General features: G+C 36.5%; 24 protein-coding genes. 16 read left to right on the forward strand and 8 right to left on the reverse strand.

Annotated features, from left to right (window positions below):
* Nucleotides 1-29 precede the first annotated feature (29 nt).
* From ACYSNU_RS11370 to ACYSNU_RS11400, 7 genes are all read left to right on the forward strand, one after another.
* A complete protein-coding gene (locus ACYSNU_RS11370) occupies nt 30-248 on the forward strand; it encodes a hypothetical protein (RefSeq protein ID WP_461737323.1) in 219 nt (72 codons plus the stop codon).
* The gene (locus ACYSNU_RS11375) at nt 221-652 is read left to right on the forward strand and encodes a WxL domain-containing protein (RefSeq protein WP_461737489.1); all 432 of its coding nucleotides are present in this window, start codon (nt 221-223) and stop codon (nt 650-652) included. Before ACYSNU_RS11370 ends, ACYSNU_RS11375 begins: the two co-directional genes overlap by 28 nt.
* A 41-nt stretch (nt 653-693) precedes the next feature.
* On the forward strand, nt 694-1665 hold the full coding sequence (locus tag ACYSNU_RS11380; RefSeq protein ID WP_461737324.1) for a DUF916 and DUF3324 domain-containing protein: 972 nt from the start codon (nt 694-696) through the stop codon (nt 1663-1665).
* Between the two features lie 241 nt (nt 1666-1906).
* A complete protein-coding gene (locus tag ACYSNU_RS11385) occupies nt 1907-2368 on the forward strand; it encodes a hypothetical protein (protein ID WP_461737326.1) in 462 nt (153 codons plus the stop codon).
* 213 nt (nt 2369-2581) lie between these two features.
* Nucleotides 2582-3016 (forward strand): DUF3788 domain-containing protein, encoded by a 435-nt coding sequence (locus tag ACYSNU_RS11390; RefSeq protein WP_461737327.1) that lies wholly within the window; start codon nt 2582-2584, stop codon nt 3014-3016.
* Nucleotides 3017-3270: 254 nt separating this feature from the next.
* Nucleotides 3271-4269 carry an effector binding domain-containing protein gene (locus ACYSNU_RS11395; protein WP_461737328.1) on the forward strand — a complete coding sequence of 333 codons (999 nt, stop codon included), beginning with the start codon at nt 3271-3273 and terminating at the stop codon, nt 4267-4269.
* Between the two features lie 302 nt (nt 4270-4571).
* Entirely contained in the window at nt 4572-5921 is a 1350-nt protein-coding gene (locus ACYSNU_RS11400) for an MATE family efflux transporter (RefSeq protein ID WP_461737329.1), read from the forward strand.
* 385 nt (nt 5922-6306) lie between these two features.
* Here ACYSNU_RS11400 and ACYSNU_RS11405 read toward each other — a convergent pair whose 3' ends face one another.
* The 3 genes from ACYSNU_RS11405 to ACYSNU_RS11415 all read right to left on the reverse strand — a co-directional run bounded on the left by ACYSNU_RS11405 (nt 6307) and on the right by ACYSNU_RS11415 (nt 7902).
* Nucleotides 6307-6714 carry a cupin domain-containing protein gene (locus ACYSNU_RS11405; RefSeq protein ID WP_461737330.1) on the reverse strand — a complete coding sequence of 136 codons (408 nt, stop codon included), beginning with the start codon at nt 6712-6714 and terminating at the stop codon, nt 6307-6309.
* A 68-nt stretch (nt 6715-6782) separates the two neighbouring features.
* Nucleotides 6783-7355, reverse strand: a complete 573-nt coding sequence (locus ACYSNU_RS11410) for a hypothetical protein (RefSeq protein WP_461737331.1) — start codon at nt 7353-7355, stop codon at nt 6783-6785.
* A gap of 85 nt (nt 7356-7440) precedes the next feature.
* On the reverse strand, nt 7441-7902 hold the full coding sequence (locus tag ACYSNU_RS11415) for a MerR family transcriptional regulator (protein ID WP_461737332.1): 462 nt from the start codon (nt 7900-7902) through the stop codon (nt 7441-7443).
* Between the two features lie 134 nt (nt 7903-8036).
* Between ACYSNU_RS11415 and ACYSNU_RS11420 the strand changes: the two genes are divergently transcribed.
* Nucleotides 8037-8585 carry a cyclophilin-like fold protein gene (locus ACYSNU_RS11420; protein WP_461737333.1) on the forward strand — a complete coding sequence of 183 codons (549 nt, stop codon included), beginning with the start codon at nt 8037-8039 and terminating at the stop codon, nt 8583-8585.
* A gap of 41 nt (nt 8586-8626) precedes the next feature.
* The gene (locus ACYSNU_RS11425; RefSeq protein WP_461737334.1) at nt 8627-9535 is read left to right on the forward strand and encodes a MurR/RpiR family transcriptional regulator; all 909 of its coding nucleotides are present in this window, start codon (nt 8627-8629) and stop codon (nt 9533-9535) included.
* Nucleotides 9536-9575: 40 nt separating this feature from the next.
* On the opposite strand, the gene ACYSNU_RS11430 is transcribed toward ACYSNU_RS11425, so the two are convergent.
* Nucleotides 9576-11081: a glycoside hydrolase family 1 protein gene (locus ACYSNU_RS11430; protein ID WP_461737335.1), complete on the reverse strand. Its 1506-nt coding sequence runs from the start codon at nt 11079-11081 to the stop codon at nt 9576-9578.
* Between the two features lie 246 nt (nt 11082-11327).
* Between ACYSNU_RS11430 and ACYSNU_RS11435 the strand changes: the two genes are divergently transcribed.
* From ACYSNU_RS11435 to ACYSNU_RS11460, 6 genes are all read left to right on the forward strand, one after another.
* Nucleotides 11328-13211 carry a beta-glucoside-specific PTS transporter subunit IIABC gene (locus tag ACYSNU_RS11435; RefSeq protein ID WP_461737336.1) on the forward strand — a complete coding sequence of 628 codons (1884 nt, stop codon included), beginning with the start codon at nt 11328-11330 and terminating at the stop codon, nt 13209-13211.
* 119 nt (nt 13212-13330) lie between these two features.
* Entirely contained in the window at nt 13331-13966 is a 636-nt protein-coding gene (locus tag ACYSNU_RS11440) for an NAD(P)-binding oxidoreductase (protein ID WP_461737337.1), read from the forward strand.
* Between the two features lie 24 nt (nt 13967-13990).
* The gene (locus ACYSNU_RS11445) at nt 13991-14905 is read left to right on the forward strand and encodes an AEC family transporter (protein WP_461737338.1); all 915 of its coding nucleotides are present in this window, start codon (nt 13991-13993) and stop codon (nt 14903-14905) included.
* A 14-nt stretch (nt 14906-14919) separates the two neighbouring features.
* A complete protein-coding gene (locus ACYSNU_RS11450; RefSeq protein ID WP_461737339.1) occupies nt 14920-16140 on the forward strand; it encodes an MFS transporter in 1221 nt (406 codons plus the stop codon).
* On the forward strand, nt 16127-16351 hold the full coding sequence (locus tag ACYSNU_RS11455; protein WP_461737340.1) for a tautomerase family protein: 225 nt from the start codon (nt 16127-16129) through the stop codon (nt 16349-16351). The genes ACYSNU_RS11450 and ACYSNU_RS11455 overlap by 14 nt, the downstream gene beginning before the upstream one ends.
* Before the next feature lie 582 nt (nt 16352-16933).
* Complete coding sequence (locus tag ACYSNU_RS11460; protein WP_461737341.1) at nt 16934-17677, forward strand: SDR family oxidoreductase; 744 nt, start codon at nt 16934-16936, stop codon at nt 17675-17677.
* Nucleotides 17678-17814: 137 nt separating this feature from the next.
* On the opposite strand, the gene ACYSNU_RS11465 is transcribed toward ACYSNU_RS11460, so the two are convergent.
* From ACYSNU_RS11465 to rplS, 4 genes are all read right to left on the reverse strand, one after another.
* Complete coding sequence (locus ACYSNU_RS11465; protein ID WP_461737342.1) at nt 17815-18132, reverse strand: carboxymuconolactone decarboxylase family protein; 318 nt, start codon at nt 18130-18132, stop codon at nt 17815-17817.
* Nucleotides 18133-18549: 417 nt separating this feature from the next.
* The gene (locus tag ACYSNU_RS11470) at nt 18550-19131 is read right to left on the reverse strand and encodes a helix-turn-helix domain-containing protein (protein ID WP_461737343.1); all 582 of its coding nucleotides are present in this window, start codon (nt 19129-19131) and stop codon (nt 18550-18552) included.
* A gap of 738 nt (nt 19132-19869) precedes the next feature.
* Nucleotides 19870-20031, reverse strand: a complete 162-nt coding sequence (locus ACYSNU_RS11475) for a hypothetical protein (RefSeq protein ID WP_461737344.1) — start codon at nt 20029-20031, stop codon at nt 19870-19872.
* A 643-nt stretch (nt 20032-20674) separates the two neighbouring features.
* Nucleotides 20675-21022, reverse strand: coding sequence for a 50S ribosomal protein L19 (gene rplS / locus ACYSNU_RS11480; RefSeq protein WP_265456693.1), 348 nt, complete (start codon nt 21020-21022; stop codon nt 20675-20677).
* Nucleotides 21023-21224: 202 nt separating this feature from the next.
* On the opposite strand from rplS, the gene ACYSNU_RS11485 reads away from it, so the two are divergent.
* Complete coding sequence (locus tag ACYSNU_RS11485; protein ID WP_461737345.1) at nt 21225-21716, forward strand: GNAT family N-acetyltransferase; 492 nt, start codon at nt 21225-21227, stop codon at nt 21714-21716.
* Nucleotides 21717-21780 lie beyond the last annotated feature (64 nt).

Here is a 21780-nt window from a genome sequence, read left to right on the forward strand (position 1 = left end):
AATTAAAATAAATTTTAGGAGCGAAAGAAATGAAAGTAAATAAGTGGTTTTTATTAAGTCTCATCGGAGCGGTTAGCGTGGCTTTGCCTGCTGTAGCTTATGCGGATACTGACACGGAAGCAGTGGTCCGCTATACAGACGGCGGGATCAACTTTGATCCGGCTGATCCTGAGAGTGGAACAACACAATTGCCGACAAATATTGACTTTGGTAGCCAAACATTGCAAACCGCACAGGTGAAAATTTAACAGCGACAAATCAAGACGGTTCTACCACAACAGGCGGTGTAGCCGTTAGTGATAATCGGGAAACGCCAACTGGCTGGCATGTCAAAGTTAATCAACTTGCACAATTTCAAAATGCTGACAGTCAGTCTCTAGAAAATGCTGCGTTAACAATTCGCACGGGCTCAATTTACAATAATATTGGTCAGCAACTGAGCGGAGCAGAACAAGAAAATCAGAACCATGCCCTCACAATCAATGAAGATTTAATTATTTTGGAGGCCGCAGCTGGAGAAGGAAAAGGTGAAACAAGTCTAGCTTTAGCTGGATTTGATTTAGCTGTTCCTGCTAATATTGAAAAAAGTGCAACTCAGTATGGGACCACCTTAAATTGGATTTTTTCGGAATCCCCTAGCACAGTTGAATAAATAAAGGAAAAGAGGATGTTGTAGTAAAAAAAGGGTTGGCAATGTTGGTTATGGTACTTTCGTTATTTTTGGTTAAAGGCGAAGTGAAGGCTGCTTCATTAAATGTGTTTGAAGTGACGGTCAATCAGCCGACAAGTCAGATTGATCCTCAGCAAACGTATTTAAATTTAGAGCTGGCGCCATCAGCAAATGAAGTGATCACAATTGATCTTAAAAATACAACGGAGCAGCCCTTAAAGCTCCATTCATCTTTTAATCGAGCTATCACCAACAGCCAAGGTGTTGTGGAATATTCTGGGAAACATACGGATACTCTTGAGGCCTTAGGAACCGATATCGAAGATTTGGTGCACTTTGATGGAGATGAAATTCAATTGGCTCCCAATGAAGCTCGGACCATAACGGCTGAAATTACCATGCCTGAAGAAAATTTTAGCGGTGTTTTAGCCGGCGGATTTTATTTCGAACAAATACCGGATGGTCAGGCGACGACCGGGATTCAAAATATTTTTTCGAGGGAAACGGCTCTTTTACTGAGAAATAATCAAGAAACTGTCGTACCAAACTTAGAAATTTTAGCAGCCAAGCCCAAGACAGAAAATGGCCGTAATCAAATTGAGTTGACCCTGGAAAATACTAGCGGAACCTATCTCCACAATCTGCAAATTGATCATGAAGTCGTCGTCAATACTGAGCAGTTTTTGACAGGTAGTAAACAGGGCATGAGTGTGGCCCCGTATTCTCATTTTAATTACAGTCTCCCCTTGGAGGATGTCGAATTTAAAAATGGTGATTACACAGTCCACCTAGTTGCAACAGCTAATGAAAATAGCTGGGAAGCCAGTCCGACTTTTACTGTCAATCGGGAGACTGCCAAGCAATTGAATAATAGTGATGTGATGATTGAAGAGACTCAGATTCCTTGGTGGCTGTTTTTAATCGGGGGAATTATCTTGCTTCAGCTAGTGGTGATAGTTGTATTGCTAAGTAAAAAACGCAAGAAAAGTTTCTAAAACAGCTTTGTGCTTTATTAGAATAAATAACTAGACATGTAACGGTGAGCAAGTTTAAAAAACTGCTTGCCGTTTTTGCTTGTAAAAAGGGGCAGTTTACAATTAAAAAAGTCTTTTAAAAATAAGAATCCAAGTTTCCTCCATATAATTCTTTAAAATGAAGAATTATGCCTCTGCTTCTGATAAAATTAAAGAGACTTAGTTGTAATCACATAATAATATTCTATAAGGAGAAATATTGATGACCAAAGTTGAATGGTACGAAGGAAAAGAAGGGAAAGCAGAACACTTAGTCTATTTGAATAAAGAGGGGAAAGAGTTAGAAAAACTGTTGAATGGAACTAAGACGCTGATTATTCGTGGAGCAGCTGGCAAAAAATCACCATTAGGCGGCAGAGCGAAAGTTGGTGATGCAGTTTATTTTGTAGAAACCGGCGGGGATTTGACGATTGGATATCGTGGAGTCATTGCAGAAGTTGTCGAGTCGCCAAAAATGGCTAAGGAAGAATCGATTCAATTTGTTGAAAAATATCAGGATCAGTTAAATCTATCAAAAAAACAATATGAACGCTGGGCTGGCAAAAAATATCTCGCAGTATACAAAATTGAACAGCTTGAAGCAATCGAACCTTTTACGTATAATCGAGAAAAAAATATGGATGATTGGATTATTACAGATGACATTAACAAAATTAGGGCATAATTAACTGGTAGTTTTTGTTATTTGTAAAATGAGTTTGTGCTGTGGGGAAGTCAGCCCTTAGATAAGGATATGAGACGCAACCGACGCCAAACTTTCTGCAAAAATGTTGACAACTAACCACCATAATAAAAATCTGATAAAACAGTGTTTAGAGAAACTTAGTCGAACGTGCGATGCTGTTGAGCAGTTTACACAAAGAGAGGATAGATATAAATGTTATGGAGTGAAAAATATACCAGAGATATTGAACCAACGCCGCTGCAAGTTAAGAATTTTATCAATAATCCGCTGTTTGAAGAATTAGACCACTATTTACAAGATACTTATAAAATAAAAGCGAAAAAAGCTTACAGCGGTTGTTCTATGGACCAGGGGATTTGGAAAGGCTGGAATATTAAATATCAGAAAAAGGGCCGTTCTATTTGTACCCTCTATCCTCAAGACGGATATGTTTTAGCCTTGCTACCTTTAAATCATAAGGAGTTAGCAGAGGCAGAGACGCTTTTACCGACACTTTCCAATGAGACTCAAGAAATCTATAAAATTGCTAAGGTTGGTCATAATGGAAAGTCATTGCCGTTAAAAATTCAAAGTGAAAGCACAGTCAAAGATGTTAAACAAATTGTTTCCTTGAGAATTCATGAGTAGCGACTTAGGATATAGCTGACAAACGAAGCATTTCAGTTACTCAGATAGTAATCCAATTTTCACTGTCAAATTGAATCAACTGGCAGTGGTTTTTTATGTTCAATAAATGAAAAGAGTAGTGGATAAACTCAGAATTTTCTAACTCAATAAATCATTCAACTTTAGCAAACAAAAAGTAACCATGCTTTCCCTATAGAAAGACTTGACTTTAACGTCGTGTCGCAGTTTATCATGGAGATAGAAAGGAGAACATCATGGGGTTAAAGACAATCACACAAGTGTCAAAGGAGTATGAAATTTCTACAAGAACACTGAGATATTATGAAGAGCTAGGATTGATTCAAAGTCAAAAAATCCCAGATTATGCTTATCGTATGTATGATACTGAGAATTTAATTATCCTACAGCAAATATTGATTTTTCGTAAGTTGCGCATTCCTTTAAAGGAGATTCAGATTATTCTAGAATCTAAAAATAGCGAGAAGATTTTTAGTATTTTGGAGCAGGCGATAGTTGGTATTGATAGCGAGATGATTGCACTAAAAACTATCCGGCACGCCTTAAGGATAGTTGTGGATGAATTGAAAAAACTTTCTTTTGAACATACCGAAATAAATAACTTTGATGATACTCAAGTGATAAATCTAATTGAGGAAATCTCCACTCAAACATTGAAAAGAAAGGAGAGCTTGCCATTGGCGACTATTGACGAAGCAAATAAAACGATTGAGAGTATTAAAGATTTACGGATTATTTATGTTCCACCGATGACAGTTGCAGCTTTTCACCTAGAGGGTCAAAATAGAGAAGAAGCTGTAGGACTAGAAATTCAGAAATTCATCACAGAAAACCAGTTGAAAGAAAATAAACCAGATTTTCGTTTATTTGGCTTTAACAATCCAGCTGGTGATGAGAACATATCCAAAGGTTATGAAATGTGGGTATCAATACCAAAGGAAATGGCGGTGAATCCACCGTATGTAAAAAAGCATTTTCAAGGTGGATTATATGGGGCTAAAATGATTAAGTTTGGTGATTTTCATGAGTGGGAAAATTTATGGCAATGGGTGCTCACCAACGGGGAATATGAATTTGATTATAGCTCAAGAGTTATACCTCTTTCTAAAGAGGCCGACCCTGCACTAGAAGAAACGCTCAATGCCATCAACCACATTGAAAGTGCAAATAAAGAGCATCTGCAACTTGATTTATTGGTGCCAATCTCATTAAAAAAAGATACTAATCAAGAATAAATTTGAATTATTCCGTTCATACCTGTGTTACTCCTGGAAAATACTTTTCATAAACAACAAAACTTTTTATGAGTCCATTAACGATGGATTTCATTGACTTCAAACCTCACTACCAATTTACTTCAGTGTGTAGCAATTTTTATTCGCTATAAATAAAAAGAGCAGTAGATAAACTAAGGATTTAGTGATTTTTTTGAAAATAGTAAGTGATAAAAATTCTATTCACATTTCATGGGTTACATTGTCACCATCAACTAAATATGCGCGATGAATGATGATATAATTGTTTAAGGGTGATTGTTATGGAGACAGATTTGACTTATGGTAATCCAATAAAAAAAGTTTTTTGGTTTACAATTCCGATCCTTATTGGAAATCTATTTCAACAATTCTATAATATTGCAGATACAATAATCGTTGGGAAATTTTTGGGAGTTAACGAACTCGCAGCTGTTGGGGCAACAGGAAGTCTAATGTTTATCGTGCTTGGTTTTAGCCAAGGCTGTGGTGCTGGGTTTTCCATCATTATATCGCAGCATTTCGGAAGTAAAGATCACGAGAAGGTAAAACAGGGCTTCGGTACTAGTCTTGTAATAAGTGCTTTAATCGTGCTTATTTTAACAGTTGTCAGTTTTGCAGCGATTCGTCCACTATTAGTATTTATGCGTACGCCAAGTGAAATCTTTGATTTGTCCTATCAGTACCTGTCAATTATTTATTTAGGGACAATTGCTTCTTTTGCTTTCAATTTATTGAGTAACGTACTGAGGGGGCTTGGAGATAGTCGAACGCCTCTCTATTTTTTGATTATAGCTTGCATATTAAATATTTTTCTTGATTGGTTTTTTGTTCAAATAATACCTTTAGGTGTAAAAGGAGTTGCGATTGCAACTGTTATGGCACAAGCTATGGCTTCAATTGGGTGTATGATCTATATCAAATTCCGATTTCCTTTACTTCAACTTTCCAAGGAACATTTCAAAATTAATAAACATGAAGTCAAAAAGCAATTAGCTTTAGGAATTCCAATGGGTTTTCAATACTCAATTATTGGTTTGGGACAAGTCGCAATCCAGTATTTTTTAAATTTATTAGGAACCGCAGCGGTGGCTGCTTTTACAGCAGCCGGAAAAATTGAATTTTTCTCTTCTATGCCAGTTCAAGCTTTAGGAACAGCACTTGCTACTTTTGCTGGTCAAAATTTAGGAGCAAAGAAAGTCAACCGTATTCTATACGCCTTTAAGCGCGTTTTTCTGATTTCACTTGGAATAGCTGTGTTGATGGGTGCTATAAACTGGTTTGCGGCTAGTAATTTAATGAGAATTTTTGTTAACCAATCTGAACTAGAAGTTATTAAACTTGGTGCCCAAGTCTTACAGGTTAACGGATTAAGTTATTGGTTGCTGGCAATTCTTTTTATTTGTCGTTTTACTTTGCAAGGGCTTGGAAAAAGCTTCATTCCTACTGTCTCTGGAGCAATGGAATTACTTAGTCGATTCCTTGCCGCTTTTGTTTTATCGAAACAGTTTGGCTTTTTTGGACTGGTATTAGCTAACCCCCTTGCCTGGTTATTAGCAGCATTACCATTATTAATTGCTTGTTTTTACACCTTACGTCGGCTAAAATTCCAAGAAAATAACTATCATTCATGAAAATATCGATTAGTCCAAGTAGTTCGTCAAACCAATGGTTGGCGGGCTACTTGGTTGTGTAATAAATTTCACCTTTTTCTACCAGTGAACAATTGTACAATATTTTTCTTGGGGATTCGATAACTTTACGATTTAACAGAATCAATGCTTAAATCGATTAGGGTTAATCCACTAACGACAGATTTCTTCTACTTAGATAGTAATCAATTTTTCACTGCCAACTTGAATCAGCTGGCAGTGTTTTTTTATGTTCAATAAATGAAAAGAGAAGTGGGTAAATTCAGGATTAGTGGACTCATCATGAGCCTGCTAAGACAATTCAAGATCAGAAATCACTCCTAATGTCGTCATATCTCAACATTAGGAGTGATTTTTGTATATTAGTTTAAGCCAATTTATTGTACTCATCTAAATCTACTGGTTCCATCCAATCAGTTCCACCAGCTTGAATATTTGTTGAAATTGAAATATGGGTGAACCAAGAATCTTTAGCAGCTCCATGCCAATGTTTTATATCTGCTGGAATCTGAACCACATCACCTGGATGAAGTTCTTGAGCGGGTTTACCTTCTTCTTGATGCCAGCCACGACCATTCGTGCACAATAAAATCTGACCTCCTGCGTGACTATGCCAGTTATTTATACAGCCAGGCGCAAAAGTAATATTACTAGTCGGACAGTTTAAATCATTTTGAGGGACTAATGGCTGGCGATAAACGTCTCCATTGAAATACGGGTTTTCGAATATTTCTCCTAAGGGAAAAACAGGTGTAACTAATTTTTCGTTAGACATTTTATTTCCTCCATTCTCATTTTTCTTATTTAAAGACTGAGAGTGACTCTCTCAGTAAATAAACGAATTTAAAAGTTTTTAGCATAAACAAATTGAATCATAGATTGCGACCGTTGCGTAAAATCAAGAGACGACAAATCATTGCTACTTCTAACACTAATTTTTTGACTTCCGAATAGGGTCTGTATTTCTGGAGTGATTTGTTTGACAACAAATCGATTAAAACCAACTTTAGAAAGAGCCTCAAACTGAACCAATGTTTGAATGGTAGTTGAATAATTTACATGAGATTCAGGCAATAAAAAAATTCGGTTTCCATTTAACTCAAGTTCTTCTTCAATCATCTGGGCATTCAAATTTAGCGACAAAAAGCCAGTAGAATCAGAAATTTTTTGAAAGTAAAATTTTTTTGAAAATCGATTGAGCTCATTTTTTGTTGGTTTTAGTGAGGATACTGACATTTGAATTAGTTGAAAATAGTCTTTTTGAGTTAGAGTGTCTTGTGAAATTCCAATTACTGCAAAATCGTCTTCAATGTATCGATGCCGATAGAGCCAGAAAAAATTTTTATAAATTTTGTCTCGCGCGACAGTTTCCAAAGCGTCAAAAAGAATATAAAGGGCTGAAGCTTCTTTTTTCATGTTGATAACATCTCCATTCACAGAGAGTGTATCCTTGAGAGTATACTCTCAGTCAATAAAAATTTTCCAATACAGCTAATCCTATTTACTCTAGAAAAGGATGTAGTTCTTCTGAGCGTTTTTTTATTGCCAATATGTCTGCAGGTATTTCTGATTCAGACATATTCTCATGAATAGTGGTAGTCCCAGCTTCCTTTGAAACTTGATAGCGCCACTTTTTATATTGAATAAATGCTAAGTACTCTTCCATTTGCACAATTTGTTCTTTGACAGCTATTTCTCGTTCCTCAAACAAGGCCAAACGATCATCAATCGTTTCGTCCCCAGTCATGGCCCAATCCACAAATTGTTTGATTTCTCGTAAAGGCATACCGGTATTTTTTAGACAATCAATCAGAAAAAGCCATTTAAAGTCTTCCTCTTTAAACAAACGAATACCACTTTCGCTTCGTTCGACAAAGGGTAGCAATCCTTTGTTTGAATAATATCTTAATGTATGTGGGGATGTGTTAATAATTTTTGCGGTTTCAGCAACAGTATACATCATGGTTAGAACCTCCTTTAGACTTTAGAGCAACTCTAAGTTCTTATAACGTTATCACGGGTTTAAAATTATTTCAACTGAAGCCTTGACTGAGAGTATACTCTCAACTTTATCCTAGTGTTAAAAGGAGGGCTTGTATGAAAAATAAATTTGTATCAATTGGAATTCTTTTTGTCCCTTTACTGCTAACAGCCTGCAATACAGAAACTGAAACTGTGGAATCGAGTGGTAGTGTTTCTTCACAAGACTCAGCGACCCCTAATGAAAGTAGCAGTTTTACCGAAACTACTGAAAATACAACAAGAGAAAGTTTGGAGGAAGAAATTATGTCAGAGATTTCTGTTAAAATTTTAGTTCAAGATCAAGAATTGGATGCTATTTTTTTTAATAATGATACAACGCAAGCTTTATTATCCCAGTTTCCATTGACAATCCCGATGATGGATTTGTACTCCAGAGAAATGTGTTATCGTTTTGCAGAAGATTTACCGGCTTCACAAGCGACTACCAGCGGCTACCAAGTTGGTGATATTGCCTACTGGACTCCTCGCCATAGTTTTGTGATTTTCTATGAACAAAATAATGAAGTGATTAGTAATCTACAAATTGTTGGACATATTGCTTCTGGTGTTGAACTTTTTGCCACAACAGGCGATACTGAAGTTACATTTGAAGTGAACAATTAAGAGCTAGGCTTTAGTGTTCACTAGGAAAAGGTGGAATTAGGATGTACTTATTTCAAAAAATTGAAGAAGATGCTGTCCGTCATGAAGATGCCAGGAAATATATTGGTGATTTCCTTTTATTAGAAAAAGGAAATGTTAGCCAGTATTCCATGCAGCAGATTGCTGAAAAAACATTTACCTCTAAAACAACTTTATTTCGCTATGCAAAAAATCTTGGCTACTCAGGTTGGAAGGAGTTCTTACAAGATTTTTTGGAAGAGGTTCACTATACAGAGCATCATTATTCTAAAGTAGACCCTAATCTTCCTTTCATGCCAAAAGATACCATTACCGATATCATTGAGAAAATTACGACCATTCAGACAGAGAGTTTGCGAGAAACTGCCGACCAGATGAATGTTAAAAGCTTGGAATTAGCAGCTGAACGAATCCTTCAAGCAAGACGATATATAGTTTTATTTGGTATCAGTCCCAATAATCTATTAGGCGCTATTTTAAAACGAAAGTTTGCAAGTATTGGCATTCTAATGGAAGTCGCATTGACAGATGAAAGTGGAACATACGCTTCCGCAATGAAAGAAGGCGATTGTGGTATTATTCTTTCTTATTCTGGGAACAATGAAGAACGTGAACCGATGCGCTTTGTGAAGACTTTAAAAGAACAAAAGGTCAATCTAATAGGTATTACTGGTGGCGGCAAAAATTTTCTTAGAGAAGAAATTGATTGTATTTTAACCATTTCTTCCAGAGAACGCCTGTACAGTAAAATTTCGAATTTTACCACAGAAGAATCGATTATGCATATTTTCAATTTACTGTATGCTGTCTGTTTTTCAAAAAACTTTGAGGAGAACTATGAGCATAAAGTTGTGACTTCTAAAAAGTTTGAAAATCGCCGCAATGCTTCTTTGATCAATATGCAAGAAGGGAACTTTGAAGAATCCGATTAAGCCAAAGCTGACCAGACAATTGACTGGTCAGCTCATTTTATTAGACGGTTACTTCAACTGGTTCATTTTTTTCAAGTGCAGATGCCCCATTTGTTGCAATCACTTCTTGATACCAGTAGAAAGATTTTTTCTTGCTTCTTTGATAAGTCCCTTTGCCATAATCATCCAAATCAACATAAATAAATCCATAACGTTTGGACATCTGACTAGTTGAGTTCGACAATAAATCAATGGGACCCCATGCTGTGTATCCCATTAAGTCCACACCATCTTGAGTAATTGCTTGATACATGGCATTAATATGGGCCTTAATGTAATCGATTCGGTACTGGTCATCAATGATGCCATCAGGTAATACTGTATCTTTTGCACCTAAACCATTTTCGACAATCATCAATGGTTTTCGGTAGCGATCATATAAGTCAACTAAAGAAAGACGAAGACCAGATGGATCAATTTGCCAACCCCATTCACTAGCTGGCAGATGGGGATTTTTAATTCCAATCGTTGTATTACCAGCAGTCAATGCTAGGCCAGTAGCATCCGCTGCCACGCAAGAAGTTTGATAATAGCTAAAGGAAACAAAATCAACTGGATTATCTTTTAAAATTCTAGCATCTTCTTCGGTCATATCAATCTGAATATTGTTGTTCTTAAATTTTGCTTTTAAAAAGGCTGGATATTCACCAAAGACTTGAATGTCGCAAAAGGCATAGACTTGACGCATTTTTTGTTGCGTGGCTAAAACATCTTCGGGCTTACAAGAAAATGGATAGTAAGTCAATTTGGTCGTCATACAACCAACTTTTGCTGTAGGGTCAATTTGATGAATGAGTCCAACGGCTTTGGCACTTGCGACAAATTGGTGGTGCATGGCTTGATACATAACATTTTCAAATTCTTCTTTTGGAAAACGAGACTCAATTAAGCCGCCGGTCATAAAGGAATGGCGTAAAATACTATCAATTTCATTAAACGTCAGCCAGTATTTCACTTTTCCTTTATAACGACTGACAACAGATCGTACATAATTCATAAAGAAGTCAATGGCTTTACGATTATACCAGCCATTGTATTCTTGGCAAAAATACAATGGTGGCTCATAGTGGGATAAAGTAATAATTGGCTCGATGCCCTGGGCTAAACATTCATCAATGACATTTTCATAAAATTGTAGCCCCTTCTCGTTTGGTTCGACTTCATCACCTTTAGGAAAAATTCGTGACCAGGCAATCGAAAAGCGATAAACTTTAAATCCCATTTCGGCAAACAGAGCAATGTCTTCTTTATAATGATGATAGTAATCAATACCGTGGCGTTTTGGATAGCTATTTTCGTCTGTACTTGCAAGTGCCTCTGCAATCATTTCATCCGTTATATCAGTATTGGCGTGAACATTGTTCAACTCTTTTAATGACTTAGGATCACGAAAACGCATCATATCTGCAGTAGAGGGTCCTTTATCGTCTTGATTCCAAGCACCTTCAATTTGATTGGCAGCAGTTGCGCCACCCCATAAAAAATCTTTTGGAAAGGTAGTTTCCATAATAAGCAGCTCCTTTTATTTATCTATATCTAGCTTAGCAGAAAATTTTACCGTTGTTGTTTCGCTCTGTTCCGTAAATTTATCTTTCAACAGTCTTTTGGAGAAACGCTGTTCCTACTTCGTTGGAAACGCTTGTATGTAACAATTTACCATGCTAATCTGTGGTTAGAAAAATTCGGAGTTAAACTTTGCGCAAAGTTGCCAACATCCAAATTATCCTATCAATGTAAACAAAGGAGCAGGAATATGAGTGATCAATACAAGGATTTAGCAAAACAAATTGTTGATAATGTTGGTGGCGTAGATAATATTGATTCTTTACATCATTGTCAAACTAGACTGCGTTTTAAACTAAAAGACAACGATAAAGCAAATCAAGAAGCGATTGCAGCTTTAGAAGATGTACCCAAAGTGTTAATTAATGGCGGGATGTTTCAAGTTGTTATTGGGATGAATGTTAGAGAAGTGAATGAAGAAGTTGAAAAATATATGAAAGAAAAAGGTTTTACTGGAGGTGGTAGTGCAGAAAATAATGCTACTGAAAAGAAAAAGCCCTTAGATGTCGTTGCTGACTTTGTTTCTAGTATTTTTTCTCCAATCATTCCTGCTTTAGCGGGGGCCGGTATGGTCAAAGCGTTATTAGCTATTCTTGTCACGTTTAATTTAGTGGATACAGCGAATCAAACATATATCATCATTAATATGATTGGAGATGCGACTTTTGCTTTCTTACCAATCCTACTGGCTTTTACCACAGCACAAAAATTGAAAATCAATCCTTATTTAGCAGCCGTTGTTGCCGGAATTATGGTTCATGCAACTTGGGGAACATTAGTTGCAGCAGGTGAGCCAGTAGATTTATTTGGCTTTTTGCCCTTATACCTTGTTCGTTATACAAGTTCAGTTATACCAGTAATTTTAGTTGTGCTAGTCCAAGCGCCAATTGAGAAATTTTTAAATCGAATTGTGCCTAAAGCATTACGGCTTGTGTTTGTGCCGATGATTCTATTTTTAATCATGGGTGTGTTGGCTTTATCCATAATTGGACCAGCGGGAGATTATATCGGAACCGTCTTTACTTTTGCCTTCACTTGGTTGAGTGATAATGTCAGCTGGGCTCCAGCGATGGTAATGGGTGGTTTGTATTCTCTATTAGTAATCTTTGGGTTGCATCATGGCTTAGCGCCATTAGGATTTGTTTCTTTGGCGCAATTAGGGTACGATGCTGTATTTGGACCAGGTGTGTTAGTTGCGAATGTTGGTCAAGGAACAGCGACATTGATGGTTGGCTTACTTTCTAAAAATAGCAAAACCAAACAAATCGCAACTTCTGCTGGAATTACTGGTTTAATGGGAATTACTGAACCAGCCTTATACGGTGTGAACGTACCAAAAAAATATCCATTGATTGCAGGCTGTATCGGTGGGGCTCTGGGTGGACTATTTGCCGGAATTACCGGAACTAGAAGATTTGCGACTGGTTCGTCAGGATTACCTGCCATCGTCATGTATATTGGTGACGATACAATGCGCTTCTTTTATCAGATACTTATTTCGGTGACAATTACCATTGTTGTCACAGCTGTAGTCACTGTTGTTTTATTCAAGAAATATGAAAAAGATTCAGTTGAACAAGCAGATGCTCAAGAACCTATTATGACAAATCAAGAAGTGACAATTCTTAGTCCAGTTGCTGGTAAAGTTATTCCGCTATCTGAAGTAAAGGATCAAGTATTCTCAGAAGGTATTTTAGGTAAAGGTGTTGCCATTGAACCGACTTCAAACGAAATTTATGCTCCTGTTACCGGAACCGTTACAACATTGTTCCCAACAAAACATGCAATTGGGATTACATCAGAGAACGGTACAGAAATATTGATTCATATCGGTCTAGAAACGGTTGAATTAAAAGGTGACTTTTTTGAAGCACATGTCAAGCAAGGCGACCAAGTCACACAAGGACAACTTTTAATTACAGCAGATTTTGATCAAATTAAGCAAGCTGGTTATATTATTCAAACGCCAGTCGTCATTACAAATTCACAAGAATATCGTGATGTCGAATTCTCTCAAGATAAAACGATTACTACTGACGATATTCTTTTAAGCGCATTGCCAAAACTATCATAAATTATAAAAAATTTGGATACTCTTAGTGTCCAAATTTTTTTATGCTTTTCTCTTGACTGAGAGTACACTCTCAAGCTTAGCCTATAGAAGTAGTAGAAATGAAAAGAGGGATATCGAGTATGAAAATATTTATCATTGGTGGTTCAGGCAGAGTTGGCCGAGCCCTAACTCAGGAATTAGTCAGTGAAGGACATGTCGTATATGCAGGAGCTAGAGATATCAGTAAAGTGATAGATGATCCAAATGTGACTCCTGTGTACTTAGACTTACATGCAACAGTTGAAACTATTTCAGATGCTTTTAACGATGCAGAGATAATTTATTTTACAGCTGGCTCAAATGGATTAGATTTGTTTCAGATAGAAGCCTATGGGGCTGTTAAAGCAATGCAAGCAGCAGAAATGAAAGGCATCAAACGGTTTGTTCTATTGAGCGGTTTTTTTGCGACAAGGCCGGAACACTGGGATGACCCAGAAATACTCGGCATGAAAAATTATTATATTGCCAAGTTTTTTGCAGATAATTGGCTCATGACCAATACTAAGCTTGACTACACAATTTTGCAGCCTTCTCGTTTAATAGAAATTCCTAAAACCAATCAAGTTGCATTTGGTGCCAGTGAGTTAGGAGAAAACTCAATTGGAGATGTGGCAGAAGCATTAGCAAAAATCCCTTTATTTGAAAATACCAAAAACACTATAATCCGTATGGCATCAGGTAGACAAACAATTGATGCTTGCTTAGCTGAAGTGTAGAAACAACTAAAGGAGAGCTGAAAATTGGCACAGTTTATTCAAATGCTTACTATTCAACTGAGTTTGGTTATTTATATTTTCGTTGGGATTCTCTGTTACAAGTTAGGAATTATCACAGATAAAAACCGCCAACAATTCATTGATTTTATCTTACTGATTATTATGCCTTGTATGATATTTGATTCCTTTAAATCAGTGACAGTCGATATTTTAAAAGAAGGTTTCTTAGCTTTACTGATTTCTTTTGGAGTATGTTTTTTTACCTCTGTTATTGGGCGCTTCATCTATTCTTATGCACCTGAAAATCAACGAAATATTTTAAGATATGGCACTTTGATTAATAATGCTGGTTTTGCTGGACTTCCAGTAGTTCAGTCAATGTTTGGGGCAGAAGGCTTAATACTAGCATCCATTTTTCTGATTCCTATCCGAATTTTTATGTGGTCAGCAGGAATTACGATGTTATCAGAAGAAAAAAAATCACCGAAAGTGGTTTGTCTTCAATTGGTAAAAAATCCTTCGATTATTGCAGTGATTTTAGGCTTAATAAGAGGGCTATTAGAAATTCAATTCCCCGTATTCTTAGATACCTCAATTGAATCACTTTCAGCGGTGGTTTCGCCTTTCGCTATGATTGTGATTGGTTCGATTATTGCAACGATTCCGCTAAAGGGATTAATAAACAGAAGTATTCTTTGGTTTTCAGCTGTTCGCTTAATCTTGATACCTTTCATTACTTTTTTGATTATTTCAGGATTAGGACTGTCTTCAACTTTAGTTGGCACGGCAGTCATCCTTACTTCAATGCCGGCCGCAACCACAACTGCTTTACTCGCAGCGCAATATCACTCTGATGTGTTATTTGCCTCAAAAATTGTCTTTGTCACAACAATTTCATCAATCATTACAAGTCCGCTTTTAATGTTATTACTTAATTGATAGAAGGTAAAAAAATGGAAATCTCAAACAAAAATAAAATGAATCGCATGTTTCTTTTCTCCTCATTAGCTTTAATTGGTCTTTTTGCGGCTTCTGCTAGTCCGATTCCTTTATATTCAACTTATACTGTCCAAATTGGTTTGACAAAGTCGCTTATTTCACTAACTGCTGTTTTCTATTTTGTTGGTTGCATTATCTCATTGATTATTTTATCGAGGTTAGCTAACTGTATTGGCAGAAAACCAGTTGCTCTCACAGCTCTGACATTAGGATTGATAGGATTAGCTTTTTTAATAGCTGCTGAACAACCAGTAATAATTATTATTGCCCGTTTTTTTCAAGGGTTGTCTTGTGGGCTAGCCTCAAGTGTCCTGTCTTTATTAATCGCAGAAAGTGGTATTTTTAAAAAGAGTAGCTTAGTAACTGCGATTTCTGGCTCGGCAATTTTTCTGGGTTTAGGAATCGGTGGGTTATTATCGGGAGCTTTAGTTCAACTAAATTCTAATGGAGCGTCTCTTGTCTATTGGATTATCCTATTTTTCCTAGTATTTTGTCTTGTTGGGATAGCCTTTAGTAATGACACTTTATCCGAAAGAAGAAAAGGTGCGTTGAAGTCCCTAGTTCCCAATATATCGATACCTGACAAAGCGAAACCTTATGCTGTGCCGGCGGCTTTTGTATTCATGACAAGTTGGTCAATGGGGGGCTATTTTCAAGCTTATAGCTCGACAGTTGGAGCAGAGATTTTTAATATCAACAGTCCTCTTCTTGCTGCGATTATTCTTTCCATGTATATGATTCCTAATCCGATTGGCATTCGAATAGGACAATTTTTTTCAAGAACTAGAGCTCAGCAGATTGGCGAAATTTTGTATGCCAGTTCGGTTGGACTACTCGTAGTTTCTTTTACTATACAGTCATTAATTTTGTGTTTTGTTGCAGTACTAGGTGCAGGGATTTCTCAAGGGATTAGTTATTCTAGTGCCATGCAAAACTTGCTCGATAATTCAAAGCTAGAGGAAAAAGCAGGTGTGTTGTCCTTTATATATTTACTATCCTACGGTGGCGCAGCTTTGCCTAGCTTTATATCTGGAAGGATTAGTTCTGTTGTCAGCTTTACGGATATCACGCTTGCTTATTCTATTTTGAATGTCATTTTATGTTTACTAACCTTAGTTTCTCTAAAACGAATGAAAAAAGTAAGTGGAAGGAGGAAAAAGGATGCCACATATTGATTTGAAGATTTCAGCAGAAGTCCCAGAGGAGATTAGAAAAGAGTTAGCCTTAGCTTTTGAAAAAGATTTAGTTGAGATAGCCAAACGCTCTCCTGATGAAATATCGATAGCCATTGAAGGAATTCCTAAAGGAGAATGGCAGCCCATATACGATCAAGAAATCGTTCCTAAGATGGCTGAGTTATATAAAAAACCAGGATACAAACTATAATTTTTAATGAACAAGCCAATGAGGAATTGAAATAAAAAGCGTGATGAAATGGGGTGAGTTCCTGTGATAATAGGAAATATATCCTTAGTGTTTTACAGTATGATGTTATTGCTCCCACATGGGATAATCTTTATTTTAGAATTTTTTAGAAGTCTTTTTTCAAAAGAAAGAACATCGATTTCGAAGCATATTTTAAAAAATTCGCTTTATTATATTTTGCAATGTCTCTTGCTAACAGTCATTATTGGGTGTCTAATTTTTTTATTTCTAAATGCGGATACTTGTTTTGTAGGAAGGAACTTTTTACGATCTAACTTACTTATTTTTTCTCTCGCCGTTTCTTTTTTAATTACTCTAGTCAGATGTATGAATTATTTTATGAATCATACATTGGCCAGTAAACAGCAATTTTATCCACTAGTGACAATTTATCAAATTATATCAGTTTTTAGTGCAGGATATTTTCTAACTGTAGGTCTAAATTTACTCAGCTGATAAGATATTGAGTATTATTTTTGACTGAGAGTATACTCTAAAGCTTATGCTAGTGTTTGTGATAATTAAATTTTTGGAGGTTTTATTATGTCAATTGAAAACAAAGTTGTGGTCATTACAGGTGCTTCTTCCGGAATCGGAGAAGCAACCGCAGAATTATTAGCTAAGGGTGGTGCCAAAGTTGTTTTGGCTGCTAGGCGAGCAGATAAACTAAAAGAGATTGTCAAACAAATTAATCGAGATGGTGGCCAAGCTATCTATAAAGTAACTGATGTGACAAAACAGGAGGACATGCAGGCTCTGATTGATTTTACGCTTTCTGAATTTAGTGGACTAGATGTCTTATTTAATAATGCTGGGATCATGCCAACTTCTTCGGTCAGCGCATTGGAAGTTGAAAATTGGAAGAAAACTGTTGATATTAATTTAATGGGCGTCTTGTATGGCGTTGCAGCAGTTATGCCGATTTTCACAAAGCAAAAGCATGGCCAAATTATTACAACCTCTTCAGTAGCTGGCCTTAAATCTTTTGCGGGCTCAGGTATCTATGGCGCTACGAAGTTTGCGGTAAAAAATTTAATGGAAGTTATCCGAATGGAAAGTGCTCAAGAAGGAACCAATATCCGCACAGCTACACTATATCCAGCAGCGATAAATACCGAATTATTAAGCACAATTACAGACGAGTCAGCCAAACAACGTATGGAAGCTCATTATGAACAAGTAGGGATCAGCCCTGATGCGGTGGCTCGAGTGGTTGAGTTTGCGATTAATCAGCCTGAAGATGTCAATGTAAATGAATTTACAATTTATCCGACAAAACAAGTATAGTAAAATTTTAGAGAGGTATTTTACTAAATCTCATGCCTCAAATTTGAATTAGATGTATATTTACTTAACTAAAAATCCTCAAGTCATCCTACTAAACCAATGACTTGAGGATTTTCAATTATTTTTGGGAGTCTCGTTTATTGAAAGACTTCTTTCGCTAAGTTAAATGCAGACCATGCTTTGGGCCAGCCTGTATAAAATGCTAGCTGAGTAATGATTTCAACAATTTCATCTTTTGTAACACCATTATCTTTCGCTTTGTTCAGATGGACAGTTAGCTGTTCAAAATTTCCGGCAGAAATCAAAGCGGAGACTGTGACAATACTCCGATCTCTTGCGGATAATTCTTGTTCTCTGGACCAGACTTCTCCAAACAAGACATCATCATTCAATGCTGCAAACTGTGGGGCGAAATCTCCTAATTTATCTCCACCTGCTGTAACTTTTTTTGTCATGTAATTTCCTCCTACTCCTTGAGTATCTAGATTTTACACTTGAGAGTATACTCTTAGTCAAATGAATAGCTTAATGACTATGAACCAACTTCATACTTAAATTTAAAAAAAATTATCGAGCAAAATAATTTATGCAGTATCTAGATATACGTTAAATCAATCCTTTTATCTATTTATGGTGAATTTGTGTGAGAAATTTTTACTGCAAAAAAATTTCGTGAGTCCACTAATGACAGATTATATCTGCTAAAAAGTTTTAATCCACCAAGATTTTGTTCTTGGTGGATTTTTCACTACTATAAAGATTAAAAAGTTCGTTGTGTAAAAAGGGGGGATTGAGTAAAAAAAATGGAATCTGACTCCCCAATTTATACGCTGAATTATCATTGCTAAGATCGATATACCAAGGGGCTGTTTTTATAAGGAGTAGGTAAACATCGAGTATAATATTCCGGTGAATAAGCCCGTACTAATTGCTGTGATGAGAAGTAGGATTAGATCAGCGGAGTTTATTTTTTCACTTCTTTTGAGAAAGGGATTCTCTTCAACAGATATTCCGTTCTTGTTCACATAGCTGAGTATCGCTCCATAGGTTTGAAGCAATTTCGAACCCCTATGCGTCATCAGTTTGAATATGGAAAATAACTGGGTGATTAGACAGCCAACAGACAAACATAATGCCCAAATTCCGATTCGGTGATACAAAATAGCTGAGCTAAAGATGGATATAATTCCAGCAAAGGTTGCAACCCAATAACATTGTTTTAGAGGAGTTCGATAGACAATGAGCTCAATATCTCCCAAATCATCAATCAATAATTCAAGTAATGGAATCCCAAATGCAGCACTCAATTTTTTTATTTGAAGGATAGTTGGATACATGTTTCCTAATTCCCAATCAGATATTTCTTTTTCGCCTACACCGATTTTCTGGGAAAGTTCAAATTGTGAAAGATGATTTACCATCCTAAAAGTAATGATTTTATGCCCTAATTCCATAGTCTCTCCCTACAGTTTTCAAATTTGAATGAATTCCTTTTCTGGTCGATGAAGCGATATTAACTGATACAATTTCTTTTTCTTGGGGAAGTTGATAGAATCACTCATTTAATTAATTATCTTCCATTAGGAGTCAGACTTTCCCATTTTACTGTCTTGTAAAATGGGTCACGTTCTCCTGAAGCGAATCGCACATTGATTTTTGAGATTAATACAAGCGTGCCATCTTCAGAATACCTGACCACATATTCTTGATGAGCTACTGGTTTCTTTCCTTTGCCACTTGGTAAAGCTAGAACTACATAAATTCCTTGCAATTTAGATTTTGCTAATAAGACACTGCCACTCTTTTACTATACTATATGTTGAGGTATATGGTAATGTAATGTGTTGATATTTCGATTCACAAAAAAAGCGTTTCGTTGAATGGACATAATCCGATTGCGTTGCATTGAATAAATCTTGCAGTCTCCTATCACACTAAGTTAAATGGTGATTTCCTTGCTAGTCTACAATGTGAAGAACAATAGAATTAATCTAGTTCTAGCAATTTCTTTAAAATTTTTTTTGGTAAATGGAGCAACATAATTTCCTGTTTAAAAAATGTTTATTGTTGAATTGAAGTTAATGAAACAAGTAAAATCCATCTAGGATATAATGATACAAACAAAGGGCTTAACAGACTTAGAAAGAGCCAATATTTGCGGGAATTCTGACCTATCAATTTCTGTGCTAAACTCAAAAGAAATTTAAAATACCAAAAATGGTTATCATAAATCCAATGATAACGCCAAAGTTTGAGTATTTTTTGAGATTCTCATTTAATGAAAAATGCTCTTGCTTTATTATCACAGAAATGCCCATTACTATTAGGCCAATAAAAATTGAAATTAAGTTCATACCAATTCTCCTTTTTAACTAATTGATTTACTATACTTTTTAATGGTCAGAAAAGCGTAGAAACAAATTTCACGCAAATTTCATACACTCACAATAAACTTTTCAAACTTTTACAATACTCAGTACACAAAAAATTCACACTTACAAGTTATTATTAACTCATCCCAATAAAACAAACCCAATAAAACACTTTTTCATTTTTTACTCCTAAGCCCATCGGTCCCCGCCGATGGGCTCCCTTTTTGTCTTCAGGAAAATTTTTCCCTGAATAGTACCGGGCCGCATACAGTTCAACTAAGAGAGAAGGTGGAGACTAGTTAATTCGATAGAAGTTGAACTAGCATCCTAGCCCATAGGTCCTAGCCCATCGGTCCCCGCCGATGGGCTCCCTTTTTGTCTTCAGCGAAAAATTTTTTCCTGAAGAGCACCGGGCCGCATACAGTTCAACTAAGGGATAGGGGGGAGATTAGATAATTCGATAGTAATTGAAATAAGATGCTAGTCCATCGGTCCCTGCCAATGAGGATCCTTTTTGTTAAGTTTGGACGAGTATTTCATATTCAAATGCAACACTAAAAGTTTCAAGCCTAAAGAAAAAGCCCTTGATTTCTCAAGGGCTTGACGTTGATTTGTAAAACAAATATTAACGACGGATTTCTTTGATACGAGCTGCTTTTCCGTGTAAAGCGCGTAAGTAGTACAATTTTGCACGACGAACTTTACCGTAGCGAACAACTTCGATTTGTGCGACACGAGGAGTGTGAACTGGGAAAGTCCGTTCCACACCAACACCGTTTGAAATTTTACGAACAGTGTAAGTTTCGCTGATGCCAGCACCACGACGTTTGATGACTACGCCTTCGAAAAGCTGGATACGTTCGCGGGTTCCTTCGACTACTTTCGCATGAACGCGAACAGTGTCACCAGGGCGAAACGCTGGAATATCCGTACGTAGTTGTTCTTGAGTTAATTCTTGAATTAATGGATTCATTTATTCCTTCTCCTTATTCCAAACATTCATAGGACAGCTGCCCCAGCGGAATATCGTAATAGATGAGTGTTTACACTCACCAAATAATATTACCATAGACCATTTTGGCTGTAAAGATAATTTTCTTGACTGGTGCAAATTTTTGTTGTGGGGCAAGGAGTTTGCTATAATTTAGAAAATTGATTAGAAAAGAGTGTGGGCCATGACAGTAACGATTCGGGCAATTAAAGACAGTGATATTCCTATTTTATGGAAATTGGAAGAAAATATGTGGACCAATGATAATACCCCCAATGCCAATCAGCAACTAAGCTTTGATGCCTATGAAAAAAGTCAAAAGGATCGGGAAATTTTAGTTGCGGTAAATGATGATAATTTATTGGGCTTTATCAGCTATCAAAATCCGACAGCGATGAGCAGTCACAGTCGTCAATGGGAGCTGGGAATTGGTGTTGCTAAGGAGGCCCAAGGTCAGGGGATTGGTAAAAAATTAATTGCAGCGGTCATTGAAAAAGCCCGCCAGCAAAATATCGGCAAGCTTTCCTTAAGAGTGATGGACAGTAATCCACGGGCCAGAAAATTTTACGAAGCGTTGGGCTTTGTTCGAGAAGCCCATTACAAAAATGAATTTTGGATTAATAATCATTGGGTTGATGATTATCATTATGCTTATTATTTAGAAGACACTTTATAAAAATGAATAGAATCGACTGAAATATTCTACAAGTGAAGCTAGCTTGTAGAAATTATTTCAGCCG

The sequence above is a fragment of the Enterococcus sp. LJL120 genome (assembly GCF_054871765.1).